We start from the raw sequence: 24,048 nt of genomic DNA on the forward strand, positions 1-24,048 counted from the left end.
GAGCTGGTTTTGCAATCTGCGTTACGCTGCGCGGCTCTCTGAACCGGCGGCCAACCACATCCTATCGTAAACAATTATTAACTATCTCGCCCGATGGTCTGCAGTGTGCAAAAAAGCTGACAGCACCTTGGGGGGTGGCGGATTTTGTTGACTGGTTTTTCGCTGCGCGTTGCAGCCGTTTGTTTCTCTCGCAAGCACTTGATCGGGGGCGCCCTTGGCGCTGCCGCCGCTCTAAGCGCGTCTCCCGCGGCCGCGCAGGTCATGGAAATCGCCGACGATGGCACGGTTTCAGTCCGTAATGGCGCGGGCGCCTCCAGTTTCGAGGTCGTCACACCCGCGTCCGACAAGATGGTAGATGAGAGCGGCGCACCCGTCGTTCCGGCCTTCGCGTTCACCGCCGTCGCTCCCGCCCCAGTGCCCTCGCAATTCGCCGGTGCCCTGATGCAGGCCGCTGCCGCCAACAACATCAGCCCGACCCTGCTCTCGGCCCTCGTGTGGCAGGAAAGCCGCTGGAACCCGCAGGCGCTGTCCCCCAAGGGCGCGATGGGTCTTGCGCAGCTGATGCCGGCAACCGCGCGCTATCTCGGCGTCAATCCTGCAGATCCCGTCGCAAATCTCCACGGCGGGGCGCGATATCTTCGCCAACTCCTTGATCAATTTGACGGAAATGTGGAAAAGGCACTGGCGGCGTACAACGCCGGGCCCGGCCGTGTCCGCAGCGCTGGGGGTATTCCCGCAATCGCCGAAACCCAGAATTACGTGTCGTCGATCGTGCGCCGCATCGCAGCCAGCTCCGGAGGCAATCAATGAAATCCGTCCGCGGTCTCGCCGCTCTCCCGATGATTCTGACCAGCGCCCCCGCGTTCGCCGCTGCGCAAGACCCGCAGGGGTCGGGCCCGATCGTCAATGCCTTGATGTGGCTGCAGGGTACGTTGCTCGGCAACGTCGCCACCGCTGTCGCGGTCATCGCGGTCGCCATGGTCGGTTTCATGATGCTCACCGGCCGGATGAACTGGCGCTTCGGCGCGACGGTCATCATCGGCTGCTTCATCCTGTTTGGCGCCGGCGCGATTGTCAGCGGCATCCAGGCGGCGTCGGCGGGCTAGGCGCGCGTGGCCATCTCCCGCGCCCCCGTCTTTCGCGCCCTGACCCGGCCGCAGATGTTCGCGGGCGTGACCTACAGCTATTTCATCATCAACGCCGCGGTGACGACGGAAGCGTTCCTCATCACCCGCAGCCTGCTCGCGCTGCCGGTGGCGCTCGCCGTCCACGTGATCGGCTATTTCGCCTGCCTCCGCGAACCGCGGATTTTCGACTTGTGGATCACCAAGGTCAGCCGTTGCCCCCGCACCCGCAATTGGAAGCGGTGGGGCTGCAACAGCTACGCGCCTTGAGAAGGAAGACGTTGAAACCATGACCAAATGGTTGGGACCCGCAGCCTGGAACAAGCGCGAAGCCCGCGGCGGCGATCGCTTGCCCTACGCGCGGCACATCGACGCTTCGACGCTTCGCCTGCGCGATGGCTCCCTGATGCGCTGCATGCGCCTCGCCGGCTTCCCGTTCGAGACCGAGGATGACGAGGTCCTCAACCACCTCCTGGCCGTGCGCGACGTGGTGCTGCGTAGCGCGCTCAATTCCAAGGCCGTGCTTTACCACCATCTGATCCGCCGCCGGGTCGAGGTGGATCTGCAGGCACGCTCGCCCGACGCTTTCTCGGCCGATCTCGACCGCCGCTGGAAGGATCAGCTCAACCAGGAGCGGCTGTTCCTCAACGAGCAGTTCCTGACGATCGTCATCCGCCCGCCGCGCGGCAAGGCCGGTCTTCCGGAGCGGCTCAGCCGCCTCGGTGGCGGCAAACAGGTCGGCGAGCATCTGACCGGCGCCGAAGCGCTGGAACTGGACTCGACGACCGCTGCGCTCAGCGCGGCGCTGCAGTCGTACGGTGTCCGCGTGCTCGGCACCTACGAGACTGAGACGGGCATTTATTCGGAGCCGCTGGAGCTGCTGTCGGCACTCTACAACGGCGAGATGCGGCCGGTGCTCATGCCGCGTCCGGAGCAGGATCTCGGCCAGCATATTCCCTACGCCCGCGTGAGCTTCGGCCTCGACGCGATCGAGGTGAGGGGGCCCGGCCGCCGCGGGTTCGCCAGCATCCTCGGCATCAAGGAATATCCGGATTCGAGCCGCGCCGGCCTGCTGGACTCGCTGCTGCGCGTTCCGCACGAGCTAGTAATCACGGAAAGCTTCGCGCCGATCGAGCGCCAAACGGCGCGTGAGCGGATCGACCTTTCGCTTCGCCGTCTGCGCAGCGCCGACGAAGGCGCTGCGACCGAGCGCGCCGAAATGCTGGCTGCCCGTGACGCCGTTGGCGCGGGTCAGCTGACCTTCGGCGATCATCACCTGAGCCTGCTGGTTCGCAGCCCGACATTGGAAACACTGGAAACCGCGACTGCCGACGCCGCTGCGGCGCTGGCCGACATCGGCGCCGTCGCCGTCCGCGAGGACGTCAACCTGGAGCCAGCCTTCTGGGGTCAGTTCCCGGGCAACGAGCAATATGTCGTTCGCCGCGCACTCATCTCAAGCTCGAACGCGGCCGGTTTCATCTCCCTGCACGGCTTCCCGATGGGCCGCGCGCGCGGTAATCATTGGGGCGACGCGGTCACGACGTTCGAAACAACTAGCTCGACGCCCTACTTCTTCAACTTCCACGAGGGCGACCTCGGCAATTTCACGATCATCGGCCCCTCGGGTTCGGGCAAGACCGTGGTGCTCAACTTCCTCGCCGCCCAGGCGCAGAAGTTCTCGCCGCGCACGATCCTGTTCGACAAGGACCGCGGCTCGGAAATCTTCCTTCGCGCGCTCGGCGGCCGCTACGAACGGATCAATCGCGGCGCACCGACCGGCTTTAACCCGCTGCGCCTGCCGGACGAAGCAGGCAACCGCGCTTTCCTTCGCGACTGGCTGAGCGGCCTGCTCGAAGCCAAGGGCGAGGAAGAGGGCGCCATCGCCAAGGCGATCGACGAAATCTACGCGCACGGCCCCGAGCTTCGCCAGCTGCGCTTCATGCGCGACCTGCTGGGCGGGGGACGCCGCCCGGAGCCGGGCGACCTGCCGTCGCGGCTCGACCCGTTCATTTTCGACGGTGAGCATGCCTGGCTGTTCGACAATCGCGAGGACGAGCTCGACTTCAACAATCGCGTGCTCGGCTTCGACATGACCGAGCTGCTCGAGGACCGCCGCCTTCGCACCCCGGTGCTGCTCTATCTCTTCCACCGCATCGAGCAGCGGCTCGACGGTTCACCGACGATGATTCTCATCGACGAGGCCTGGAAGGCGCTCGACGATCCGTTGTTCGCGGCGCGCATCCGCAACTGGATGAAGACGCTGCGTAAGCGGAACGCGATGATCGGCTTCGCGACCCAGTCGGCCGCCGATGCGCTCGACAGCTCGATCTCCTCGGCGATCGTCGAGCAGACTGCGACCGCGATCTTCATGCCCAACACCAAGGCGCGCGAAGAACATTATTGCCAGGGCTTCGGCCTTAGCGCGCAGGAATTCGAGTTCATCCGCAGCCTGCCGGCGCACAGCCGCTGTTTCCTGGTGCGTCAGGCCAACCGCTCGGTCGTGGTCCGCCTGGATCTCAATGGCATGCCGGATGTGCTGACGGTCCTGTCGGGCCGCGAATCCAGCGTCCGCCGCCTCGACGAGATCCGCGGCGCGGTCGGCAACGATCCCGCCGTCTGGTATCCGATGCTGACCCGCACGCCCTGGCCGGGCTCGCCCGCCAGCGACGATTATTGGCTGGCCGCCGCCGAATGAGTCAGTGCGAGCCTTTTGGCGCCGACGGGCCTGCCGGGATCGCCGACGCGCTGTCGAAGATCGACTGCCTCGCCAATGATGCGACGGCGGTGAGCTTCGGCCGCCTGTTCGGCGCGCACGGCAGTTTCCAGACGGCACTGACAATTATCCTGACGCTCTACATCGGTCTTCTGGCCTTCAACCTGCTCACGGGCCGCTCGGCGCTGCGCCTGTCGGTGCTGACGCCGCGGATGATGACGCTCGGCCTCGTGCTGACCTTCGCGACCTCATGGATCGCCTATCAATCGGTCGTGTGGAACCTCGCCACCGGCGCACCGGACGAGATCGCCAGCGTGCTGGTCGGCTCGAAGGGTAGCGCGACAATGCTGTTCGCGCAGCAACTCGACGGTTTCTTCACCGCCATCTCCGACGCGGCGACCTCGGTGACGCCGGTCAATCCGGCTGTGGCCGCTGCCACTCCGACGATGGCTTCGCCTGCCAATCTGCTGTCGCTCGGCGCGCTTATCATGCTGCTTGGCACCGTGGGCGTGCTGGTCGTTTGCCGGCTCGCGCTCGCCGCGCTCCTGATTATTGGCCCGGTGTTTATCGTGCTCGCGCTGTTCGAGGGGACGCGGGGCCTGTTCGAAGGCTGGCTGAAGAGCGTCGCCATGTTCGCGCTTGTGCCGCTGCTTACCGTGGTCATGGGGAGCGGGGCGCTCGCCGCCATCTCGCCGATGGTCACGGCGCTCGATCAGGCGAACGGCGTCATTCCGCTCCGCACGGCCGTCACCATCCTGACCGCCTCGATCATCTACCTCACGCTGATGATCCTGGTGTTCAAGGTCGCGGGCAACCTGACCAAGGGATGGCGGATCGGCCGTTTCGCGGCAGCGACTCCGGCGAGCCATGCCGCTGCGCCTGTCGCCGCGCATCAGGAGCGCGCGTTTACGCCGTCGACGGTCACGGCCACCAATGCCAACATCACTTCGGATCGCGTCCGCAGCACGGTCGCCAGCATCGAGGCGACGGCCATGAGCAGCCGTCTTCCGGCGCCGGCCATGGCCCGCATCGCGGCTTTGCCGGCTTCGGCACCGATCCCGGCGCTTCCGGGGCCGAGCGATGCGCGGGGTCAGATGCGCTACCTTCATCACCGGGTTGCCGGTGCCACCAACAATGTTTCGCGAGAGATTTTTCGATGATCCGCAAGGTTTGTTTCGCCGCGCTTGCGCTCCTGGTTTCGACGGCTTCCGTGGCCGCAACGGACAGCCGCATCCGCTCTGTCGCCTACGATCCGGAGCAGATCGTCCGCATCGTCGGCAAGTCCGGCATCCAGTCGACCATCGAATTTTCGGGCGACGAGAAGATCGAGAATGTCGCGGTGGGCGATTCCTCCAAGTGGCAGATCACGCCAAACCGCCGCGCCAGCCTGCTCTTCGTCAAACCGCTGGCGCAGCACAGCCGCACCAACATGACCGTCGTCACCGACAAGCGGACGTACATGTTCGACCTCGTGGCGGGTGAAGCGTCGGCTTCCGCGGTCTACGCCATGAAGTTCAGCTATCCGAACGAGAAGAAAGCTGAGCTGCCCAAGCCGACGCAGCAGGTTGCCGCAGCAAACACGCGGCCGACCGCAGCGGCGGTCGCGGAGAAGCTGCACTTCGACTGGAAGAGCAACGGCAACAAGGGCCTGCTTCCGGCGCGCGTGTTCGACGACGGCTCGTCGGTCTATCTGGCGTGGGACAAGGAAACGCCGCTCCCCGCGATCCTGACCCAGAATGAGGATAAGCAGGAAGGCCCGGTCAACTATCAGCTTCGCGGCGAATATATCGTGATCACGCCGGTGCCGGCGAACCTGGTGCTCCGCTACGGCAAGCGCAGTGCCGCCCTCTGGCCGACCCGCCAAGTCGTCCCGCAATCGCGCGCCGCCACAGCCGACACGCGCGTTGCGCAGCAGGCACCCGCGCCCGCCCCGGTGGTCAGCGAGGCCGCGCCTCCGCCGGCGCCGCAAGCAGCGCCCGCGGTGAAACTCGCCAACATGACTTCGCTCTACAGCGACAAGGTGACCGACAATGGACGCTAAACGGGTCGTCACTGAGGATCTCGGCAACGGCGCCGTCCGCGGCCCGTGGGAAGATCCGGTTCGCAGCTCTCTTCCGGCGATCGTCCCGCAAACCGATCCCCGGCTCGAGATCGACGAGCAGGCGCTCGTCATCGCCAGCCAAAATGCATACCCCGTCGTCGCGCGCCAGAAGAGCCGGAAGGATAGCCTGGGTCTGGCAGCGGGTGGAGCCGTGGCCTTGGTGCTCGGGGCGGCAACTTTCATGTCGCTGAGCTCGCATCGCAGCGGACCAGCGACCGCTCCGGCGGTGACCACGGCTAAGCCAACTGCCTTGGCGCCGGCTGTGCCAGGCGCAGCAACGATCCCCGGGCGCCCCCTTGGCCTGCCAGTCGAGCCGGGCGCTGTGCCGACGATGGCTCCGCAGCCGATGCCAATGGCCGGCGCGAACCCAATGCCGGGTTCGATGCCCATGCCAGGAATATCTCCGCAGTCCGCACCGGTCCTCGTCTATGACGGGAGCGGGTCTTCAGCTGCTACGACAGGCGCCGTCATGAATGGCGCTCGCGATGTCAGCGGCGCCCCGGCATTGCTTGCGGGCGGCGCGGCCGCTGCCGGGGTGGTCGGCGATAATAGTTCAGCGCGGTCGAGCCGTTTGGTCGAGCCGGCGAGCACGGTCGTCCAGGGCACGCTGATCCCAGCCGTTCTTGAAACCGCGATCAACACCGACGTTCCCGGATACGTCCGCGCGGTCGTCAGCCAAGATGTGCGATCATTCGATGGTACTCGAGTGCTAATCCCGCGCTCTTCACGCCTGATCGGCGAGTACAAGGGTGCGACGCAGGCGGGCCAACGCCGGGCATATCTCATGTGGACCCGACTCGTCCGTCCGGATGGAGTTTCTGTAGCCTTGGCCTCGCCCGCAGCGGACTTCGCCGGTCAGGCTGGCGTTGGCGGCCAGGTTAACAGCCATTTCTTCTCGCGCTTCGGCTCAGCGATTCTGCTCTCCGTGTTGGGCGGCGCTGGTGGCTTGATGAGCGGAGGAGCCTCGACGGTCGTCGTGGGCGGCGGCTCAAGCGCAGCCTCGGCTGCCATTCAGCAAAGTGGCAACCGCGGCCCGACCATCAGGGTTCGCCAGGGTGAACCGATTCGCGTGTTCACCGCGCGGGATCTCATCTTCCCTGAGGGCGCCAACGGGTGAGCGTTACCGCGCTCCCGACAAACAGGCGCGACGGGATCGACCCGTTTCTCGACGCGTATTTAGAGCCGTTCCGTGCCTGGTTGGCGCAGGATGACGTCACGGAAATTCTCGTGAACCGGCCGGGCGAGGTCTGGGTCGAGCAGCGGGGCAAGATGACCCGTCATGCGTCCGACAAGGTCGACGACAATCTCCTGCAGCGCTTGGCTGAACAGGTGGCCAGGGTCAGCAACCAAGGCATCAGCCGCGAGCGGCCATTGCTGGCAGCGATGCTGCCCAACGGCGCCCGCGTCCAATTCGTCGCTCCTACGGCGACAAGAGCGCACTGGGCACTCGCGATGCGTCGGCATTGTCTTTTGGATTTGCCGTTGGACGCGTACGCGACGGGGCCATTGAAGCCGCAAGCCGTCGAGACGAAGATTTCAGCCGAGGAAGACCCTGTGGGCTTTCTCCGGCAGGCGGTCAAAGATCGCAAGACGATCCTAATCAGCGGCGGTACTTCCACCGGCAAGACCACTTTCCTAAACGCCATGCTTCGTGAAGTTCCGGTTGAGCAGCGCGTGATCGTTGTCGAGGACACCGCCGAAGTTCAGCTGCACGGCCCCAATGACCTCGGTTTGATAGCGGTAAAGGGCGAGCTAGGTGAGGCGCTCATCAACACTGATGACTTGCTGCAGGCCGCGCTACGCCTGCGGCCAGATCGTATTCTCCTAGGCGAGCTTCGCGGCAAAGAGGCGGTCAGCTTCCTGCGGGCAGTGAATACTGGTCACCCTGGGTCGTTCAGCACCATCCATGCTAACTCAACGAGCGGTGCACTTGAGCAACTGTCGCTAATGGTGATGCAATCGGGTCTCGGTCTCTCGCGATCGGAGACGATTGAGTACGCACGGTCTGTGATCGACGTCGTAGTTCAGCTTGGCCGCGATGGACCGGATCGCAAAATAGTCGCGATCGACGAGCTCGCTGCCGCTTAGTTGCGGACGGCGCGTTCCGACCGATTGGGGATGATTTTCGCGGGCACGCCAATCGCGGTGTGTCCCGGCGGCACATCCTTTGTCACCACCGCATTGGCGCCGATACGAGCGCCGTCGCCAACATGAACTTTGCCTATGATTTTTGCGCCTGCGCCAATGTAAACGCCGTTCCCGATACTTGGCACTTCGCCCTCGCCGATCATGCCAATGGTCACCTGCTGCATTATCATGCAGTCATCGCCAACGACAGCATCTTCATGGATCACGACGCCGTTGGGATGCGGAAGCTGCAACCGTTGACCAAGCTTCGCGTGCGGGGAGATGTCGGAGTGTGTCAGGAAACTCCATCCGACGTGTCGCAAGCGAGCAAGCCGCCGCAACATCTTGTAAACGAGGCCGCTCTGGCTTCGGTAATGGCGATATGCTTCGCCGCTAGCTAAGAGTCTTCGGGTAAAGCTGGTCATGAGGCTTCAAAGGCTATCCGCTTAGCCTCGCCCATGTCTTGCGGTACCAGCGTGGAAATTTCGTCGAGCATGTCATACCGACGACGGTACATAGATCGTTTTTTTGGTGCGACTTCTTCCAGCTCGCGGCGCTTCGAGCTTATGGGCAATTCATATGACGAGCTAGACGATCGCACTGCTCCGCGATCCTCCCAGATTTCATTATAATTGAGGCCGCCGCTGGCGCCGCCGTAATATGCGTGGCGAGATATTTTCGCTTCGTCGGCGACTGCATCAATGCGTGCGATATTGAGCTTAGACGCCAGCTCTCGGAGCATTTCTATAATGAGGTCGCGCGGGCGTACACCGTTAAAATCCTTGGTAAGGTCGCGATAGGTCGACAAGATGTCTTTGTCTTGCCGGCCTTGAATACTGCCGACAAATATCGAGGGGACAGGATTTAGGTTTATTGAGAAAGTGAGGGTGAAAGCCCGAAAATCGTTCTTGAACAGACTGACTGTCAAATGGCCCTCACGCGATAGCCAGCGAGGTCGATCAATTATGATCCTCGTGCCCTCGCTGAACTTATGCAGGTCAGCGACCACCAGCTTTTCATCCGGCTTCAACCAAAGGCCGGGGATCGACCTTATCGCCTGCAGATGGGCGGCAATCCGTTCAAAGCGGGTTTCCGGGCTCCAAGCGGCGCACTGATAAGGCGCCAACAGGAAACCCAACGTTTCCGGCCACTCTTGGATTAGGCTCCCTAGCGGTGACGCGGGATCTTCGCTTTGTAGATCCTTGGCGAGCTTCCGATGACGGGCGGCAGCTAGCGCGAACTTGGCGCGCCACTTGAGGTCAGGGTCGACGTCCTTGCTGACGCCCCAAGCCCAGCCGATCACCCGAATAACCGATGGGCGAAGCGCTGCAGGCGCGGCGGGACCCAATCATTGACCAAATGGTGTCGCCTTATCCGCCAGTCCGCTTTGTCGGTGCTGCCGGGTCGAGCGCGGAAATTCGTCGTTCGCTTTGGCAGAGCCACAAGACCTTCCTCGGGCGCCGAGTAATAATACGTGGCAATCGATCGCCGCGAGCGCTCCGGTGGACAGTTCAGAGGATCAGGGTGTCCATGGAAACTATCTAGGTCCGTGTTGAAAATCACCGCTCGCCCAAAGATAGGGCTGACCCGGACCGCGCAGCGTTGCATCTGCTTATCCCAGAGTTCGAGCTGTCCCCCGTATTCGTCGGGCCAATCGTCATTGAGATATATGAGCAGATTTAATCGTCGCTGGACTTTCAATCGGTCATTAACATTGAAATCCGCGTGCACTCCCAAGTGACCACCGCGTTTCGTCTCGTGCAGGCCTCCACCTTCAAATCGGGGATCGGGTATCAAGCCGGTAATGCCCGTGAGTTCTTCTAAGAAGCTCAGAAACGCGCGGCTATTCAATTCAGCGAATAGATTACGGATGACACCTGAATCTATTGTGTTTGGCTCGAACTGGAACTTTAGCCTTTCCTGCTCGCGGTCGAAGAAGTCCTTATTCCTGTTGGACGGGAATTCGCCGAGGACCGCTCGAAGAGGTTCAGCCTCCATGAAATTGTCGATGACGATGTGCGGGAACGGCTCAGCATTCCGATACTTTTCCGAAAGGGACCGCCCGAAACTCAAGCATTCTTCTTCGTTGAACGCGAGATATCCGCCTGTTTTAGCGAGGTGTAGCATATCGGGCATTGTACAGTTCGGCCTTGGCAAGCCAAGTGGTCAGGCCGCGCGGGGGAGCATCTGTCACGGAGAGGGACGCCTAAGATTGAACTGTTACAGATATGTAGACGCGTGACGGCTTGGGCGACAAAGATTGGCCCGTGAAAGCTGCCAATGGACAAATGGGCGGAGCAATTAGCCGCGTTTGCGCGATCATCGTCAATTACCGGACGCCCGATCTGACGAAGCGGTGCGTCGAAGCGCTGGAGGCGGAGAAGAACTCTCTTCCAAATTTGACGGTCATCGTCGTTGACGGTCATTCGATGGATGATTCAGTTGAGATTCTGGCTGCCTTTTGTTCGTCACCCAAACGCAATGAATGGGTGAGATTTTTGCCCTTGCCGATCAATGGAGGTTTCGGCTGGGCGAACAATCAGGCTATCTTGATTGCAGCGAAGGAAACGCCGGCTCCCGAATTCATTTACTTGATTAATCCGGATGCGACGGTCGAGCCTAATGCGGTGGTATCGCTTGCAGCCTATTTGAATGCCCATGCCGAAGTTGCTGCGGTCGGGAGCCAGATGCTCAATTCCGATGGCACTACCTCAGGTAGCGCATTCAACTTTCCAACCGTTCGTGGAGAATTCGGAAGAGCAGCAAGGACAGGCTTGGTCGAAAAAGTGCTACGGATACCCCCGATCTCCGTCGCAGCGACTCAAGCCAGGTATGTCGATTGGGTGACAGGCGGAAGCGTGATGCTTCGGCTAAGTGCCTTGCGAGAAGTCGGCCTCTTCGATGAAGGCTTTTTCCTCTACAACGAGGAAGTCGAATTGATGTGGCGCCTTAAAAAGCACGGCTGGCGTGTAGCCACGGAACCTTCGAGCCGCGTCCTACACATGGGCGGCGCAGCAACTGGGGTTGGTGGAGTCAACCCGGACGTGAAGCTTGGGAAACGATTACCGCGCTATATCTTTCGATCGAGGTCACGGTTCTTCGGCCTTACTAGAGGCCTAGAGGGCGCGACCGCCGCTTACCTAGCTTGGACCGCCGGTAATTTGTTTTGGTGGATGCGGCGCTTCCTCGGATTGGCGAAGGGAGCGCCGATCGATCATCAGTTGCGCGACCACCTTCGTGCCGCTTTTCCTCGAATTCATGATGCGGAGCCTAGCATCGCAACGTTGGCCAGCCACCCGGGACAACCTCCTGCCTGGATGATAAATCGATGGCAGTGAGCGGTAATCGTATTGTTGCGGTCGTAATCGGCCGGAATGAGAGCAAATCATTACAACTCAGCCTCGGCTCTATCCAGAGTCTCGGCCTGCCCGTGGTCTATGCTGATTCCGGTTCGGTAGACGACAGCCCTGGCATTGCGAAAAGACTTGGTGCGGAAGTCGTTGAGCTGTCGAGCGATCGCCCTTTTTCCGCCGCTCGCGGACGCAACGAGGGGCTGGCCTTGGCGCTGACAAGGTGGCCGGAAGCCGAATTTGTCATGTATTTGGACGGAGATTGCACGCTCCACAGCGCTTTTCCCGAAGCGGCGATGGACGAGTTTGATCGTGACGCGAAACTTGCGATCGTGACCGGCCATCTGACGGAGAGAAATCCACAAGCTTCGCTCTACAATCGACTTTGCTCGATCGAATGGCGCTCCCCAGCAGGGCGGATCGAGAATATGAACGGCTTAGGTGGTATCATGATGGCTCGCGTTGCCGCTCTGCGCGAAGTCGATGGTTTCAATGAGATTGCCATAGCGGGAGAGGAACCGGATCTCGGCGCACGTCTCAGCCTGGCCGGCTGGAAATTGCTTAAGATTGATTGTCCGATCGCGACCCATGATGCGGATATGATGCATTTCGGTCAGTGGTGGCGTCGGGCAGTGAGAGGTGGCCACGCGATCGCTCATCGGTACGATCGCCACGGCACAAGCCCTATGCGCGATGGACGGCGCGAGGTTCTCAGCGATCTTTTTTGGGGGTTGGTGCTGCCGCTGTCAGCCATAATTCTTCTTTGGCCAAGCCATGGGATCTCACTGCTGCTTTTGGCCGGGTACGGGCTGCTGTATCAGCGGGTCCTAAGGCATTATCACGCGACAGGACTAAGTTCGGACGATGCGCGACTTGTGTCGAGATTTACGATCTACAGCAAATTTGCGCACGTCGTAGGTATCGTTCGCTATCTGCGCGCTCGGCTATCGGGCCAGTACAGGATCATCGACTGGAGGTGACCTGCCGAAAGATTATTGAGCATTCTCAGCGATGAGTTGAGCGTTCCGACTGGCATCGTGCATTGCCAACACGCGCGCGCGCCCAATCTGGCCCATGGAAAATAGATCGTCCGTCGAAGTTTCCAGAGCAGATTTCATGGCGTTGACGAGTGCCTCCTCCGATCCGGCGGGTATGACCCATCCGCACGTTTGGTCGACGAGCTCAGGAATGCCGGCGATCGACGTCGCGATGACCGGACGGGCGAGGGCGAGAGCCTCCATGATCACAACCGGCAATCCCTCGGCAAAGCTCGGCAGGACAAATGCGCGGGCGGATTGCAGCGCTTCTTGAATTTCCTGTGAGGAGCACGAACCGGCAAGTTTGATTGTTTGCTCAAGACCTCGATTTTTGATTTCGCTATCGATCTGCTCCCGCAATTCTCCGTCACCGATTAAGGTGAGCGAGAAAGACTTACCGTCTCGTTGCAGTCGTTCGCAGGCAGAGATGAGCAGCGGTAAGCCCTTCTGAGCCGACAGGCGAGCGACGCAGACAAAGCTTTTGGTATCATCGGGGAGGGGGAGCGGCTGTCTAACCAGAAACGAGGCATCAAGTCCGCAACGCACAATCTTAATCTTGGGCCAATCCGCCAGGTCAGCCCATCGTTTCAACTGGGCGGAGCCGAAACTGCTGATTGCCGCCACGAATTTTGCACGCCTGATTTTTTCCGTCAGGGATAGACCAACTGGAGCATCAAACTCATCCGGGCCATGCACGGTGAAGCTAAAAGGTGGGCCTCCCCAAGCCTGCGCGATAGTAGCTACGGCAGCCGGGTTGGTCCCGAAGTGAGCATGGAGATGCTCGATATCGTATTTACTCATTCGTCGGAGCAGCCACGCGGCTTCAGCCCAGTAAGCTAGGTGACGAGCTTTCTGCTTGAGTCCCGAACTGCTCAGGCAATAGGCTGTGTTTAGCGATCTGAGGCTAAGTATTGGCCGAGTCACGATCAGTCTTACCGCTGAAAGCAGAACATCGAATTTGTTGCTAAGCGCGGCTTCGGTGATTTCAGCCTCGCGGAGATCTTTGGAATCTTTGAGCGTGCCGTGTGGGCGCAGGCTGAAACGCCAAACTTCATGACCCGCAGCTTCCAGGCCTTCAATTTCGCGGCGAACGAAAGAGTGGCTGATGGCCGGATAAACATTGCACAGATAGGCTAGGCGCAAGATCGCTCCGCGTGTCGATGGTCGGCGCGTATACTGAGGAAGCTCAGTGGAGAAGTAAAAGGCCGAGCTTAGATATGCCCGCCGGACAGTGCCTTAGCCACCAAATGCGGCTTGTTACGCGCGTTGAGCTTGTTGCGCAGATTTTCGACGTGGCGTTCCACTGTGCGGGGGGCGATGCCGAGCTCTACCGCGCATTGCTTGGATGACAGGCCTCGGGCAATGCACTGCATCACTTCCCGTTCGCGCTCCGAGAGCGTCACGAAGTCTTCCTGTTGTCCCAGCTGGTTCACCATTCACCCCTTAGTGGGTCGTCCTGAGTAATTTTCTCCTAGTAGGCCTAGTTACCTAGGCATTACAGGTCGTTGAACCGCGCTGTGTCACTTCAGGACACGAGGTCTCCGTTCTTGGCTGAAAGCGATGCCACTTTTCCAGGCCGCGCTCTCACAGCTGCCAAATCGATGTACAAATTTACGTAGGGAAATTTCAGTCGACTTCTCGGCTTGTGGTTAACTAAGAATTATTGCGAATCGTTAAAAAAGCGTTTATCCGCAACTTACTTCGAACTGGTCGGTCAATTGTCGACGAGTCGTCGTGGCGGGGGCCGTCACCTTCAGTTGCATCTGGTGATGGCGGATCCCCTTCAGGGGCAAGAAAGGGATTTCTATGCGACGTGTACTATTGGCAGCACTTGCGACTGCAGCGATTGGGATGGCCACCTCCGCCAATGCTGCGGGGACGCTGACAACTGCAACCAGCAACCTCAACACGCACATCCAGGCGCAGGGTGCAGTTGCCGGTGATCCACTCTCGACCATTAACGATGCGTTGTCGGTATATGGAACGACCGGCATCACTTCTTCCGACGTCAAATTTACTGGCGATACCGCGATCCACATTACGGACGGCGGCGGCTTCGCCTTGATTCGTGACTCGAACCAAGACGATGCGACGCTTTTCAAAATGCTCGTGATCGATCCGAATCTGAATTTCACCGCACTGCAATTCAGCGCTTCGCTGCTAACAGCATCGAATATCCTCGTGCAGTATTCGACGGTTGCGGGTGGCGCGAACAATTGGATTAACGCGATCATGGGCGCGGATAATCCCCCGCTCCAAGGTGTTTCCAATCCGATTGGGCAGAATGCGAACACGAACAAGGACTATACGCTGACCGCAACGGGCGGCGATATCTTCACCGCGGTCCGCATCAGCACCTGCGCCGGAACTACGATTGCGACCTGCACGCCGGGCACTGGTGGTGGTTTCCAGTACATCAAACAGAATTCGATCACTCTGGCTCCAGGCGCTGTTCCGGAGCCCGCTACCTGGGCGATGATGCTGCTTGGTTTTGGCGGGATCGGCATGACCATGCGTCGCAAGCAGCGCCGCACCGGCGCGCTGATGCAGGTCGCATAAGCTAGACTGAACAGTGTAATCCTTGCGGCCCGGCTTATCACCGGGCCGCATTTTTTTGTCCGCTTCGCCAGCGATGTTAGTGCTTTTGCCTAACAGCCTGCTGCGGCGGCCCCGACGCGGAGGTCATTCTTTCCAAGCGGCGAAACTTTTTGGCCGCCGGCCGCAGAGCAATCGACCGCTTGCCTAGCTTTCTTCGCTGCCGAAGTCGGCGCTGGTCCGCCGAGAAGGAGCGTGCTGGTATTGGTGTCTGCCACTAGCGGCGAAACGGGTACCGGAGCAGCTTTCTCGACGTCCTTGATCCCGCTCGTGACGCCGTCGTCCATCAGCGTGCTCGCAAGATCCTCAGGCACAGTCGGTGGGGTGCTCACCAGCGACTCGTCGGGTTTCGGTGGGAGCAGGGGCTCGTGACCTGCATAGCGTTGAGAGAACGCATTTCCGTCGCCATAGGCCCCGCGGAGCCGATAGAAGATGTGCCGGCCGATCTGCACCGTCTTGTCCAGCGAGTCCGCCCAATAGGGGACGACATAATCGGCATGATAGTGCGTGGCGTGCCCCACCGGCGCGAACACTTTGCCGGCCAAGGCTTCCTGAGCGATCTTGCGGGACCTGTTCCACAGCGCCGCTGCGGGCGGGCGGAGCAGTGAGCCATCGCACGTGAAAGTGAACTGGCAACCGGTTGCCCGTTCCGACCCTTGATAGATCACACCACAAACGCTCGCGGGGTATCCAGGGTGACGCATGCGGTTAAGGACGATTTGGGCCACCGCCCGGCCGCCGTCCGTTCCTTCGCCGGCGGCTTCGTAATAGACTGCCTGCGTGAGGCACGTCAGTGCCCGGTCCGCCTCGTCCGCCGCGACCTTAAGCACAAACTTGCGCGCCGCGGAGTCCGGTCGGTTCACGAACGGACGCTCCGCATTTTCGCGAGCCGCTTCTTCGGGCGTGATGGGCCGGACAAGATCGGGGGGTGGAAGACCGACGACGGCCTGCGCTGCTGCAGCCGGTGGCAGATCCGTCCGACTTGTTGACCTTGCGCCCGAATCGCCCAACGACGAGAGCGTTAGATAGATGGTCCAGCCCACAAACGCGACCGCCACCAGAGATGTCGTCACCACGAGCGGCTTGCGCCAGCGCAAGGTGCGCCCATGCCGCGAGTGAATTCCGGGCCTTTCAAGCAGAGGCACGGTCAAGAGGGTGCCCAACGCAAGAATATGGGTATGATGCGGAGGCCCTCGACCAGGTAGCGTTTCCACAGTCGACGCGGACTTCCTGCAAGTCGATAAGCCCATTCAAGGCCCACTGACTGAAGAAAGCGCGGCGCCCGCTTTTGGCTTCCGGTGACAAAATCCAGGCCAGCTCCGATGCACAGGCCGAAGCCACGCGCGGACGGGTGTTGGCGAACCTCGTGAGCTATCATTTCCTGCTGTGGGCTGCCGACCGCGATCAAGGTGAATCTCGCGTTTGACGAAGCAACGAATTCCGCAGCCTTCGTTCTAGCTTCGGCGTTCGTGCGTAAACCCATCGGCGGTTCATGATGAACCACTCGGATCGCCGGGTACATGGTTCTGAGTTTCGCGACCGCGACACTGCTACCGCCCACGACAGCTATAGTGTCGCCTGGATGGATAAGATCGTCGAAGAGCGCCTGGCAGAGATCGCTTCCGCGTACCAACTCAAGTTTCACGCCGCGCAGACGGGCAAGCATCCGGAGTATTTGACTGTCGCATACGCATAGATCCGCGGACGCCCAACTGTTCATCAGGGATGGCTGCCGATGCAGCAGTACGACGTGATCCACGTTCGGTGTGACAACGTACCGGTACGGGCTTTCAGATGTCGCCTGGCGTAACACGTCCTTCACGGCTTCAAAGTTGAAGCCGTCGAAATTCACGTCCAGGAAGTTGACCGGCTCAGTAAGCATCTTTGTCGAACAGCACGGCGCGGACGGTGGCGAGCAGGATCCACATGTCCAGCCAGAAAGACCAGTTGTCGACATAGTGCTTGTCGAGTTCCACGCGGCGTTTGGCACGTTCGATCGTCCGAACCTCGCCGCGGAGGCCTTTGACCTGAGCGTAGCCCGTGATGCCAGGTTTCACCCGATGCCGTCCGGCGTAGCCACGAACGGCATCGTGATAGAAGCGGTCGCCGACCATCATCTCGGTGCCGTGCGGCCGCGGGCCGACGAGCGACATACTGCCCTGCAAGACGTTGAATAGCTGCGGCAACTCATCGATGCTGAGACGGCGCAGCCATTTGCCAACGGGCGTAATGCGGGGATCGTCTTTCGTAGTCGTCTGCCGGGCACCGATGTCCGTCATGTGCGTGTACATTGTGCGGAACTTGAACACGCGGATGGTCTCGTTGTTGAAGCCGACGCGCGGCTGCACGAACAGGATCGGACCCGGGCTGGTGAAGCGGATCAGCAGCGCAGCGAGGGCGAGGATCGGCGATAATAGAATAATCGCGACGACGCTGAAGACGAGATCCTCAGCCCGTTTCATCACCTGACTCATGTCGCGGAAAGGGCGCTGCCAAAGGGTCAGGACCGGCACCGTGCCTAGCAAGTTGACGCTGTAGTTCGGTGCGAGTTCGATGGCTTGGGCCGGAATCAATGACACGTCGACGGCGACTTCGCTCAACCCTTCGACGATCTGCTCGAGCCGCGAGGTGGTGAAATTGGCGCCGCTGATGAGAACCTGATCAACTTCTCCGTCGCGGGCGAGATCACACAATCTGGCGAGGTCTCCGAGCATTGGCAGACCTTCGAGCTTCGTCTCTCGCGCGCGATCGTCCGCAATGCCGACGAAGCGAAGATGTGGAAATTTGAGAGATTCAAGCAGTTGCCGGGTGAGGGCTACTGACGCAGGATCGGCTCCGTAGAAGGCGATGCGCTGTTCGATCTGACCACGCTCGGCAAGGCGGGTGATGAGCCGGTGGAGAAGTGGTCGCGATACCGAAAGCGCAAGGACCACCGTTAAAAGGAAGAGTAAGGCGATGCCCCGCGAATAGTCTTCGACGAGGCCGCCTTGCCAGATCAGCGCCGAGGCAATCAGACTGCTGATGACAGCATCGAACGTCGTGTCGCTGCTGTCACGCAAGTCGAGCAAGCTGCGGCGATAGGCTTGGCGCGACAGTCGGATCAGCAGGAAGCTGCCCAGCATGAGAATGAACGCCGTCACGTGCACCGAAACGGCGTAGTTCGAGGAACGGACGAGGGAATATGCCGTGAGCGCGAGCGGAACGCTGAAAACAAAACAGAGAATGTCGGTTAGCAGGTAGAGCGTGCCGACCACGTTCGATGTGAACCGGATGCGTCGTCGGCCGCGGGAGGGTGCGTTCGCGATGGTAGGTGGGACCTGATTTTCCGCAGGCACCAGACTTTGCTTGTCCACCATACGCATCACGCGAAGCCTCTACTTAGGTTCGCGTCGCGCTGGCGGGCGAATTCATCTTGCAACTCCTGGGTCGCATTAGCATCGCCCCGGCGCGTTGCCAGCAGCGCATTGAAAATCGATTGGTTCGCGGGAATGTCCTGAAAAGCTGCCCACAAGGTGCGTTCGGCCCAGGGCTTGTTATCGGCGGCCATAAAACTCTTGGCGAGGAGCAGCCGCGCATCAGCGTCGGCGGGCACGACCGTGACCAGCTTCTGGGCATCCTTGACCGCTGCATTCGCATTACCTGTGCGTAGGAACAGGTTCGCGCGACCCTCAAGCGCAGTTGCGTTTCCAGAATCAAACGCAAGCACGGCATCGAACCGCTGTCTCGCCTCTGCGACCTTTCCGGCGCGTCCCAAGGCATCCGCCGCGACGGCATTCGCCTCGGCATTGGCAGCCGAGATGGGCATCGTGGCCAGCGGTGCCGCGAGCCGAAAAGCATCCTGTGGCGCGCCCCAGAGGCTGAGGTAGCGGGCATACACCATTTGCTGTGCGGGACCTGCATTCGCAGCAAGCTGCCGGGCCTCAGCCAGTCGCTGCGGTCCCGCCCAGTCGCTATCCCAAACGTCGAGAACCGACGCGATCAGGACTGGCAAGCTGGCCGGCTTCAATAACTGCGACGACGCCTGCCGTGCCAACGGTGCATTGTCCGATCGCAAGGCAGCCCTGATTAGCATCAACAGATTGTCTTGGTCCCCCGGCGCCACCGAAGCCAACTTTTGAGCCGTGGCGGCCAGTTGCGGCCAATCGCCGTTTCGCTCGTACAGACGCTCAAGCAAGCGCATGCTGCCGGCATCGGACGGTTGGGCTTCGATCTGTTTTTCAAGCAGGACTGCAGCATCGTTGCCGCGGCCCAACCCGATCAGGGCCCGCCCCTTGAGGACCGTTGCCGACGGGTCGAGCGGCATTGTTGCTAGCAGGGCATCGCTAGCCTCGAGCGCCTTGTCGAATTGAGATTGCGCAATCGCCGCCCATCCGCGCGTCAGCTTTACCCAAGGATCGTCCGGCGCCAAAACTTCGAGCTCGGAAGCTCGACGTTGGGCAAGCTCGAGGTCGCCACCCTTCAAGGCTAGCTGCGTTACGGCGCGCACCAGGTCCGGGTTGCGCCGGTCAAGCTCATAGGCGCGCGTGAAGGCGTAGTTGGCCTCGCCGAAACGGCCCGCGTTCAGTTCAAGCTTGCCCAGTTCCGTCCAGTACTCGGGGACATCATCCTTGGCGGCCACGAGCTTGAGCAGCGCTTTGCGAGCCGCGGCCACATCATTGGCGGCGGCAGCAGCCTGATAATCGTTCATCGCCGCCTGCGCCTTGCGGTCAGACGTGTCACAACCGGACAATGCCCCGAGCAGGCATAGGCAAGCGACAGCGCGCGTTATAAAGGCATTCGGCAAGAACAAGATTGGCTACCTCGAGGCCGGGATTATCCTTTTTTAAATTTAACAAGACAATACAGTGGGTAGGCACGTGCCCCATCGGCAGGGTAAGTTGAGTGCGGATGTTTCAGAAAGGGACGCGTAGTGATTAGACAGGCGCTAGCGCTAATGATTGGGCTGCTGATGGTCGGCTGGAGCGCGAGCGCAGCTGCGCAGGCGCGCCCGGCGCCCGCTGCCGCACAAGCGTCCGCCTATCGGATCAATCCGGGTGACGAGCTAGAGATCCTCGTCTGGGGTGACGAGCGGCTGCAGCGCAGTGTGCTCGTTCTGCCTGATGGCACATTCGCATTCCCGCTGGTCGGGCAGGTGACTGCTATCGGACGCCTGCCGAGCGAAATCGAGCGTCAGATCACTGTGGGCTTACAACCGCAGTACAAGGGGCCGGTCCCCCAGGTCACCGTCTCGGTGAAGAAGGCCAGCGGTTATCAGTTCTCGGTCATCGGCAAAGTGCGCGGTCCAGGCACTTTCACCCCAGGCCGTTACGTCAATGCGCTCGAAGCGCTGGCAATTGCGGGAGGACCCTCGGAATTCGCCAATACGAATGGCGCACGCATCATTCGCAAGGCGGGCGACCGTCTTTTCGTGGTGCCTGTCCGTATTGGAGACGCACTGCGCGGCGACACTGCACGGATTAACCAGACCGATCTGCCGCGCATCGAAAGCGGCGACACATTGGTGATACCCTAATGGGTGCGCTCGTTGCCGTTGCGTTGGCCGCCCAAGCGACCACAGTGCAGCCATCCCCGCCGCCCAGTTCGGCACCGCCGGCCGCCGCCTCGACGGCCGAGCCCATCTCCCGCGGAACGATGACTTACGTCGATCTGGAGGCTGGCGCCGGCTATTCGACCAATCCGACGCTTAGCATCACCGACGCCAAAGGTGCCGCTTTTGGGCGTCTGTCCGCCCGGGCTGTGCACACCCGGATCACGGATCGCACGACCACTGTTTTGACAGGGTTCTTGCAAGGCCAATTTTATACGCGTGGGCAGTCATCTCAGAAGACGGTCAATTTAAGCGCGAGCCACGATGCGCGCGTGAGCGAGAAGCTTCGCGTATTTGGCGACGCCTCACTGGGCTACGACGAGGGCGGGCAGTACGATAACCGCGTCTTCAGCGCACCGAATGTTCCTCTCCCGCCCGGCGTCATCCAGCCGCCGATCGTGATTGGGCCGGGGGGGGGATTTCTTTTCCGTTAGCTCCAAGTCGTATTCCGCATCAGCGCATATCGGCGGCCAGCTTGCGATTAGCGCGCGCGACTTCTTGACGGCTTCCACGGGTCTCAATCACCTGGTCACCAAGAATGGGGCGTTCGACACCCGCTACACGACGATACCCGTATCCATTGGTTGGGATCGGCAGTTGTCGACCCGGACCACGGTCGGCGCGCGCGTGGCGGCGTCCTACACAGACTACAATGGACCGGTGAACATTCGGACCGTATCGCCGCAGTTCACCATTCAGTCGCTGCTGTCTGAGCGTTTGTCTCTCAATGCAGCCGTTGGCGTGGCATTCTCTCGGACGGACAATGGGATCACGACGCGGCGATCGACAGGTCCTTCGGGGAATGTCTCGCTGTGCTGGCGTGGCGAGAAGGATAATATGTGCGCCGACGCGTCGATTGATCAGCAAACGGCAACGGCAGCTGGTCCGGCCAAGAGTGTGTCGGTCGGCGTAAATTACTCTCGGCGGCTCGATGCGGATCAGACGCTTGCGTTCTCGCTGAGCGCAAGCCGCTATTCAAACCCGGTACTGGTGACGAACGTCTATTCCTTCAGTCGCGCGACCTACCTCCGCGCAGCCGCAGATTACTCGCGCCGGATCGGCAATCGACTCTTTGCGGGCGCAACCTTGGCGGGGCGTAAGGTCGGTCAAACTGGACCAGATCCAAAGGCCGATTTCAGCGGGTCCCTCTACATTCGCTACCGATTGGGTGACATTCGATGAGCGATATCGAGCTCACTGAACGCGAAGGCAATTCGGGATGGATGATCAACCATCTACCGATCATGCTTTGGCAGCGTCGCTATCTGGTGCTGGCCTGTATGGTTGCGTTGCTGCTTGCCGGCATCGTCGCGGCGTTCGCTTTGCCACGAACTTATCGGTCAACGGCGACCTTGCTCGTGCAGTCGCAGGATCTACCGGAATCTATCGTTGCAGCTCCTGAGTCCGGGGAGGTCGAGCAGCGCATCGCCCGAATTCGCGAGCAAGTCCTAAGTCGCGGTGACCTGATCCAGCAGATCGAGCAAAATGACCTGTATCCAGAGGAACGCCGGTCGAAGCCGCTGTCGACGATCATTGAAAAGATGCGTCATTCGACGTCAGTCGCGGCGCTATCGAGCGACATCGGCCAGCAGTCGGGGTCGAAGAACAACACGATCGCGATCGGGATGAGCTTTGACTACACGGATCCAGCCAAGGCCCAGGCCGTCCTTCAGAGTTTTGTCACAAAGTTCCTTAGCATGAGCAGCGAGGACGTCGAAGATCAGGCGACCCTGACCGTCCGCTTTCTGCAGGATCAAGCCAACAAGCTTCAGGCGCAGATCTCGTCGATCGAGGGCGAGCTCACCTCGCTCAAGGCCCGCAACGGCGCAGCGCTCGCCAACAGCGGTGCGCCACCACTAATTGATACCGGCAGCTTCAGCGCGCAAATCACCTCGCTTCAAAACGAGAACCGGCAGTTGATGCTTCAAAGCCGTCGGCCCTCTGCGGGCAGCAGCCCGCTGGCTGCGGCGGAGGCGGCGCTCGCATCGGCGCAGGCTCAGTATTCCGATACTCATCCGGATGTCGTCGCGTTGAAGGAGAGAGTGGCTCAGCTTCGCCGATCGCAGCAGACTACCAACGACTCCTCGATGATCGCCGAGCAAATTGCAGCCAACAACGCCGCCATCCATCAATTGATGGGGCAGCGCGATGCAGCGCTCTCGCGCGCGAACGCAGCCATGGCCGGCCAGTCGCGCGCACCGGCGATCATGGAACAGGCGATGCAACTGGAAAACCGGGCGTCGACTTTGCGCACTCAGTACCAGCAGGTTTCCGAGAACCTCTTGAAAGCGCAGAACAGTTCCCGGATGGCGACTGAGCAGCGCGCCGAGCGGCTTTCGCTTGTCGAGCCGGCAAGCCTTCCGGACAGCCCGGCATCGCCGAATCGACTTCTGCTGATTGCCGGCGGCGCAGCTGCCGGACTTGGTCTGGGCCTTTTGCTTGCACTCGGACTGGAACTATTAACGAAGCCTATTCGCAGCCCACGTCAGATCGAGCAGTTGGGCCTTCCCATCATCGGTGTCGTGCCGATGATTACCCCAAAGGGGCGAACGCGCCGTTTCCCCGCAATCTTCTCGCGGGAGAAGCGACTTGCAGCATAGTAATATCGACTCTCGGACAAGTGTCGGAGATCTCCACGCGGTGCGCTCCGCTCCGACTTTCCCGACGCTTGCCCAGGCGAATCCAATCGCTTGGAGTCCGTTTGAAGCGCGCGAGCGGCTCGTTCACGGGTTTGACAGCCGTAACGCGAGCTCGCGTAGCTTCAACTTGATCCGGTCGAAGCTCGTCGCGCTGCATCGTGAGCGCGGCTGGCGGATGATCGGCATCGTTTCGGCGACTCCGAGTGTCGGCAAATCTTTTGTGGCCGCCAATCTGTCGGCGGCCATGAGCCGTGATCCGCGCTTTCAGACTTATCTGGTGGATCTCGACTTGCGCCGCGGCACGATCAAGGACATTTTCGGGTTTGAGCCAGAGCGCAGCCTGGTTGAATATCTTGAGGATCCCAAATCGTCGGAGAGCCTCCCCGGGTATGTGCCCGATGGGCAGGAACTCATCATCGTTCCGAGCATCGCCAGTGGCGTACATTCGGCTGAATTGCTTGCCGGTGAGCGGGGGTTGGCCCTGTTCCGGGCCATGCGCAATTCGGACGAACGCAATTACTTCGTGTGCGACTTACCGCCCGTCTTTGCGAACGACGACGCTTCGATCGTGATGGAATCGCTCGACGGCTATGTAATTGTCGCTGAGGACGCCAAGTCGACGCAGCGTGAGGTCGAGTCCGCGGCCGGGATGCTAGGTCTCGAGCGCCTGGGCGGCGTGATCCTGAACAAATATCGCGGCGGTTTGCTCAGCGAAGGTTACGGCATCGAGGATCGCTACGCGCAATATTACGCGCGCGATCCCGACTGAGCGTCC

At 60.8% G+C, this 24,048-nt stretch carries 24 protein-coding genes and 1 pseudogene; 16 read left to right on the forward strand and 9 right to left on the reverse strand.

The window, feature by feature from the left end:
- Positions 1-198 precede the first annotated feature (198 nt).
- From QU596_RS11945 to virB11, 8 genes are read left to right on the forward strand one after another with little or no spacing between them, the layout of a single operon-like run.
- Positions 199-810, forward strand: a complete 612-nt coding sequence (locus QU596_RS11945) for a lytic transglycosylase domain-containing protein (RefSeq protein WP_308515753.1) — start codon at positions 199-201, stop codon at positions 808-810.
- The gene (locus QU596_RS11950) at positions 807-1,106 is read left to right on the forward strand and encodes a TrbC/VirB2 family protein (protein WP_420030921.1); all 300 of its coding nucleotides are present in this window, start codon (positions 807-809) and stop codon (positions 1,104-1,106) included. Before QU596_RS11945 ends, QU596_RS11950 begins: the two co-directional genes overlap by 4 nt.
- Positions 1,107-1,160: 54 nt before the next feature.
- Positions 1,161-1,394 carry a VirB3 family type IV secretion system protein gene (locus QU596_RS11955; protein WP_420030984.1) on the forward strand — a complete coding sequence of 78 codons (234 nt, stop codon included), beginning with the start codon at positions 1,161-1,163 and terminating at the stop codon, positions 1,392-1,394.
- A 19-nt stretch (positions 1,395-1,413) separates the two neighbouring features.
- Positions 1,414-3,819, forward strand: coding sequence for a VirB4 family type IV secretion/conjugal transfer ATPase (locus tag QU596_RS11960; protein WP_308515756.1), 2,406 nt, complete (start codon positions 1,414-1,416; stop codon positions 3,817-3,819).
- On the forward strand, positions 3,816-4,997 hold the full coding sequence (locus QU596_RS11965) for a TrbL/VirB6 family protein (protein WP_308515758.1): 1,182 nt from the start codon (positions 3,816-3,818) through the stop codon (positions 4,995-4,997). Before QU596_RS11960 ends, QU596_RS11965 begins: the two co-directional genes overlap by 4 nt.
- A complete protein-coding gene (locus QU596_RS11970) occupies positions 4,994-5,878 on the forward strand; it encodes a TrbG/VirB9 family P-type conjugative transfer protein (protein ID WP_308515760.1) in 885 nt (294 codons plus the stop codon). The genes QU596_RS11965 and QU596_RS11970 overlap by 4 nt, the downstream gene beginning before the upstream one ends.
- Positions 5,868-7,055 (forward strand): TrbI/VirB10 family protein, encoded by a 1,188-nt coding sequence (locus tag QU596_RS11975; protein WP_308515762.1) that lies wholly within the window; start codon positions 5,868-5,870, stop codon positions 7,053-7,055. Before QU596_RS11970 ends, QU596_RS11975 begins: the two co-directional genes overlap by 11 nt.
- The gene (gene virB11 / locus QU596_RS11980; protein ID WP_308515764.1) at positions 7,052-8,026 is read left to right on the forward strand and encodes a P-type DNA transfer ATPase VirB11; all 975 of its coding nucleotides are present in this window, start codon (positions 7,052-7,054) and stop codon (positions 8,024-8,026) included. The genes QU596_RS11975 and virB11 overlap by 4 nt, the downstream gene beginning before the upstream one ends.
- Here the strand turns inward: virB11 and QU596_RS11985 are convergent.
- The 3 genes from QU596_RS11985 to QU596_RS11995 form a co-directional block, all read right to left on the reverse strand.
- Positions 8,023-8,250, reverse strand: a complete 228-nt coding sequence (locus QU596_RS11985) for a serine O-acetyltransferase (RefSeq protein ID WP_308515766.1) — start codon at positions 8,248-8,250, stop codon at positions 8,023-8,025. The genes virB11 and QU596_RS11985 overlap by 4 nt on opposite strands.
- A gap of 236 nt (positions 8,251-8,486) precedes the next feature.
- A complete protein-coding gene (locus QU596_RS11990; RefSeq protein WP_308515768.1) occupies positions 8,487-9,368 on the reverse strand; it encodes a DUF535 family protein in 882 nt (293 codons plus the stop codon).
- A complete protein-coding gene (locus QU596_RS11995; RefSeq protein ID WP_308515770.1) occupies positions 9,365-10,192 on the reverse strand; it encodes a 2OG-Fe(II) oxygenase in 828 nt (275 codons plus the stop codon). Before QU596_RS11995 ends, QU596_RS11990 begins: the two co-directional genes overlap by 4 nt.
- 119 nt (positions 10,193-10,311) lie before the next feature.
- Between QU596_RS11995 and QU596_RS12000 the strand changes: the two genes are divergently transcribed.
- On the forward strand, positions 10,312-11,403 hold the full coding sequence (locus tag QU596_RS12000) for a glycosyltransferase family 2 protein (protein ID WP_308515772.1): 1,092 nt from the start codon (positions 10,312-10,314) through the stop codon (positions 11,401-11,403).
- Positions 11,394-12,395, forward strand: coding sequence for a glycosyltransferase family 2 protein (locus QU596_RS12005; RefSeq protein ID WP_308515774.1), 1,002 nt, complete (start codon positions 11,394-11,396; stop codon positions 12,393-12,395). The genes QU596_RS12000 and QU596_RS12005 overlap by 10 nt, the downstream gene beginning before the upstream one ends.
- 12 nt (positions 12,396-12,407) lie before the next feature.
- Here the strand turns inward: QU596_RS12005 and QU596_RS12010 are convergent, their stop codons facing one another.
- Positions 12,408-13,595 (reverse strand): glycosyltransferase, encoded by a 1,188-nt coding sequence (locus QU596_RS12010; protein ID WP_308515776.1) that lies wholly within the window; start codon positions 13,593-13,595, stop codon positions 12,408-12,410.
- Between the two features lie 68 nt (positions 13,596-13,663).
- Positions 13,664-13,888 (reverse strand): helix-turn-helix domain-containing protein, encoded by a 225-nt coding sequence (locus tag QU596_RS12015; protein ID WP_308515778.1) that lies wholly within the window; start codon positions 13,886-13,888, stop codon positions 13,664-13,666.
- A gap of 415 nt (positions 13,889-14,303) precedes the next feature.
- Here QU596_RS12015 and QU596_RS12020 point away from each other — a divergent pair, with 415 nt between their 5' ends.
- Entirely contained in the window at positions 14,304-15,011 is a 708-nt protein-coding gene (locus QU596_RS12020) for a PEPxxWA-CTERM sorting domain-containing protein (protein ID WP_308515780.1), read from the forward strand.
- A gap of 89 nt (positions 15,012-15,100) precedes the next feature.
- Here QU596_RS12020 and QU596_RS12025 read toward each other — a convergent pair whose 3' ends face one another.
- From QU596_RS12025 to QU596_RS12040, 4 genes and pseudogenes are all read right to left on the reverse strand, one after another.
- Positions 15,101-16,144, reverse strand: coding sequence for a cell wall hydrolase (locus QU596_RS12025; RefSeq protein ID WP_308515782.1), 1,044 nt, complete (start codon positions 16,142-16,144; stop codon positions 15,101-15,103).
- Positions 16,145-16,194: 50 nt separating this feature from the next.
- Positions 16,195-16,929, reverse strand: a complete 735-nt coding sequence (locus QU596_RS12030) for a WecB/TagA/CpsF family glycosyltransferase (protein WP_308515784.1) — start codon at positions 16,927-16,929, stop codon at positions 16,195-16,197.
- Positions 16,919-18,409, reverse strand: a complete 1,491-nt coding sequence (locus QU596_RS12035) for an exopolysaccharide biosynthesis polyprenyl glycosylphosphotransferase (RefSeq protein ID WP_308515786.1) — start codon at positions 18,407-18,409, stop codon at positions 16,919-16,921. Before QU596_RS12035 ends, QU596_RS12030 begins: the two co-directional genes overlap by 11 nt.
- A 302-nt stretch (positions 18,410-18,711) precedes the next feature.
- A pseudogene (locus tag QU596_RS12040) lies at positions 18,712-19,734 on the reverse strand (tetratricopeptide repeat protein); the annotation flags it as partial.
- 246 nt (positions 19,735-19,980) lie between these two features.
- On the opposite strand from QU596_RS12040, the gene QU596_RS12045 reads away from it, so the two are divergent.
- From QU596_RS12045 to QU596_RS12065, 5 genes are all read left to right on the forward strand, one after another.
- On the forward strand, positions 19,981-20,559 hold the full coding sequence (locus tag QU596_RS12045) for a polysaccharide biosynthesis/export family protein (protein ID WP_308515789.1): 579 nt from the start codon (positions 19,981-19,983) through the stop codon (positions 20,557-20,559).
- Positions 20,559-21,068 carry a hypothetical protein gene (locus tag QU596_RS12050; RefSeq protein WP_308515790.1) on the forward strand — a complete coding sequence of 170 codons (510 nt, stop codon included), beginning with the start codon at positions 20,559-20,561 and terminating at the stop codon, positions 21,066-21,068. Before QU596_RS12045 ends, QU596_RS12050 begins: the two co-directional genes overlap by 1 nt.
- 64 nt (positions 21,069-21,132) lie before the next feature.
- Entirely contained in the window at positions 21,133-21,816 is a 684-nt protein-coding gene (locus QU596_RS12055) for a hypothetical protein (RefSeq protein WP_308515791.1), read from the forward strand.
- Positions 21,813-23,234, forward strand: a complete 1,422-nt coding sequence (locus QU596_RS12060) for a GumC family protein (protein ID WP_308515792.1) — start codon at positions 21,813-21,815, stop codon at positions 23,232-23,234. The genes QU596_RS12055 and QU596_RS12060 overlap by 4 nt, the downstream gene beginning before the upstream one ends.
- 166 nt (positions 23,235-23,400) lie before the next feature.
- Positions 23,401-24,042 (forward strand): CpsD/CapB family tyrosine-protein kinase, encoded by a 642-nt coding sequence (locus tag QU596_RS12065; RefSeq protein WP_308515793.1) that lies wholly within the window; start codon positions 23,401-23,403, stop codon positions 24,040-24,042.
- Positions 24,043-24,048 lie beyond the last annotated feature (6 nt).

The sequence above is a fragment of the Sphingomonas flavescens genome (assembly GCF_030866745.1).
Lineage (GTDB): Bacteria > Pseudomonadota > Alphaproteobacteria > Sphingomonadales > Sphingomonadaceae > Sphingomicrobium > Sphingomicrobium flavescens.

What these genes read in the sequence shown, in the direction of transcription:
- QU596_RS12015 (WP_308515778.1), bottom strand. Translation starts at nt 13,888, where the DNA reads ATGGTGAACCAGCTGGGACAACAGGAAGACTTCGTGACGCTCTCGGAG.
- QU596_RS11985 (WP_308515766.1), bottom strand. Translation starts at nt 8,250, where the DNA reads ATGCAGCAGGTGACCATTGGCATGATCGGCGAGGGCGAAGTGCCAAGT.
- QU596_RS12050 (WP_308515790.1), top strand. Translation starts at nt 20,559, where the DNA reads ATGGGTGCGCTCGTTGCCGTTGCGTTGGCCGCCCAAGCGACCACAGTG.
- QU596_RS12030 (WP_308515784.1), bottom strand. Translation starts at nt 16,929, where the DNA reads ATGCTTACTGAGCCGGTCAACTTCCTGGACGTGAATTTCGACGGCTTC.
- QU596_RS11975 (WP_308515762.1), top strand. Translation starts at nt 5,868, where the DNA reads ATGGACGCTAAACGGGTCGTCACTGAGGATCTCGGCAACGGCGCCGTC.
- QU596_RS11950 (WP_420030921.1), top strand. Translation starts at nt 807, where the DNA reads ATGAAATCCGTCCGCGGTCTCGCCGCTCTCCCGATGATTCTGACCAGC.
- QU596_RS12060 (WP_308515792.1), top strand. Translation starts at nt 21,813, where the DNA reads ATGAGCGATATCGAGCTCACTGAACGCGAAGGCAATTCGGGATGGATG.
- QU596_RS11970 (WP_308515760.1), top strand. Translation starts at nt 4,994, where the DNA reads ATGATCCGCAAGGTTTGTTTCGCCGCGCTTGCGCTCCTGGTTTCGACG.
- QU596_RS11965 (WP_308515758.1), top strand. Translation starts at nt 3,816, where the DNA reads ATGAGTCAGTGCGAGCCTTTTGGCGCCGACGGGCCTGCCGGGATCGCC.
- QU596_RS12020 (WP_308515780.1), top strand. Translation starts at nt 14,304, where the DNA reads ATGGCCACCTCCGCCAATGCTGCGGGGACGCTGACAACTGCAACCAGC.
- QU596_RS11995 (WP_308515770.1), bottom strand. Translation starts at nt 10,192, where the DNA reads ATGCTACACCTCGCTAAAACAGGCGGATATCTCGCGTTCAACGAAGAA.
- QU596_RS11955 (WP_420030984.1), top strand. Translation starts at nt 1,161, where the DNA reads ATGTTCGCGGGCGTGACCTACAGCTATTTCATCATCAACGCCGCGGTG.
- QU596_RS11960 (WP_308515756.1), top strand. Translation starts at nt 1,414, where the DNA reads ATGACCAAATGGTTGGGACCCGCAGCCTGGAACAAGCGCGAAGCCCGC.
- QU596_RS12005 (WP_308515774.1), top strand. Translation starts at nt 11,394, where the DNA reads ATGGCAGTGAGCGGTAATCGTATTGTTGCGGTCGTAATCGGCCGGAAT.
- QU596_RS12045 (WP_308515789.1), top strand. Translation starts at nt 19,981, where the DNA reads ATGATTGGGCTGCTGATGGTCGGCTGGAGCGCGAGCGCAGCTGCGCAG.
- QU596_RS12035 (WP_308515786.1), bottom strand. Translation starts at nt 18,409, where the DNA reads ATGCGTATGGTGGACAAGCAAAGTCTGGTGCCTGCGGAAAATCAGGTC.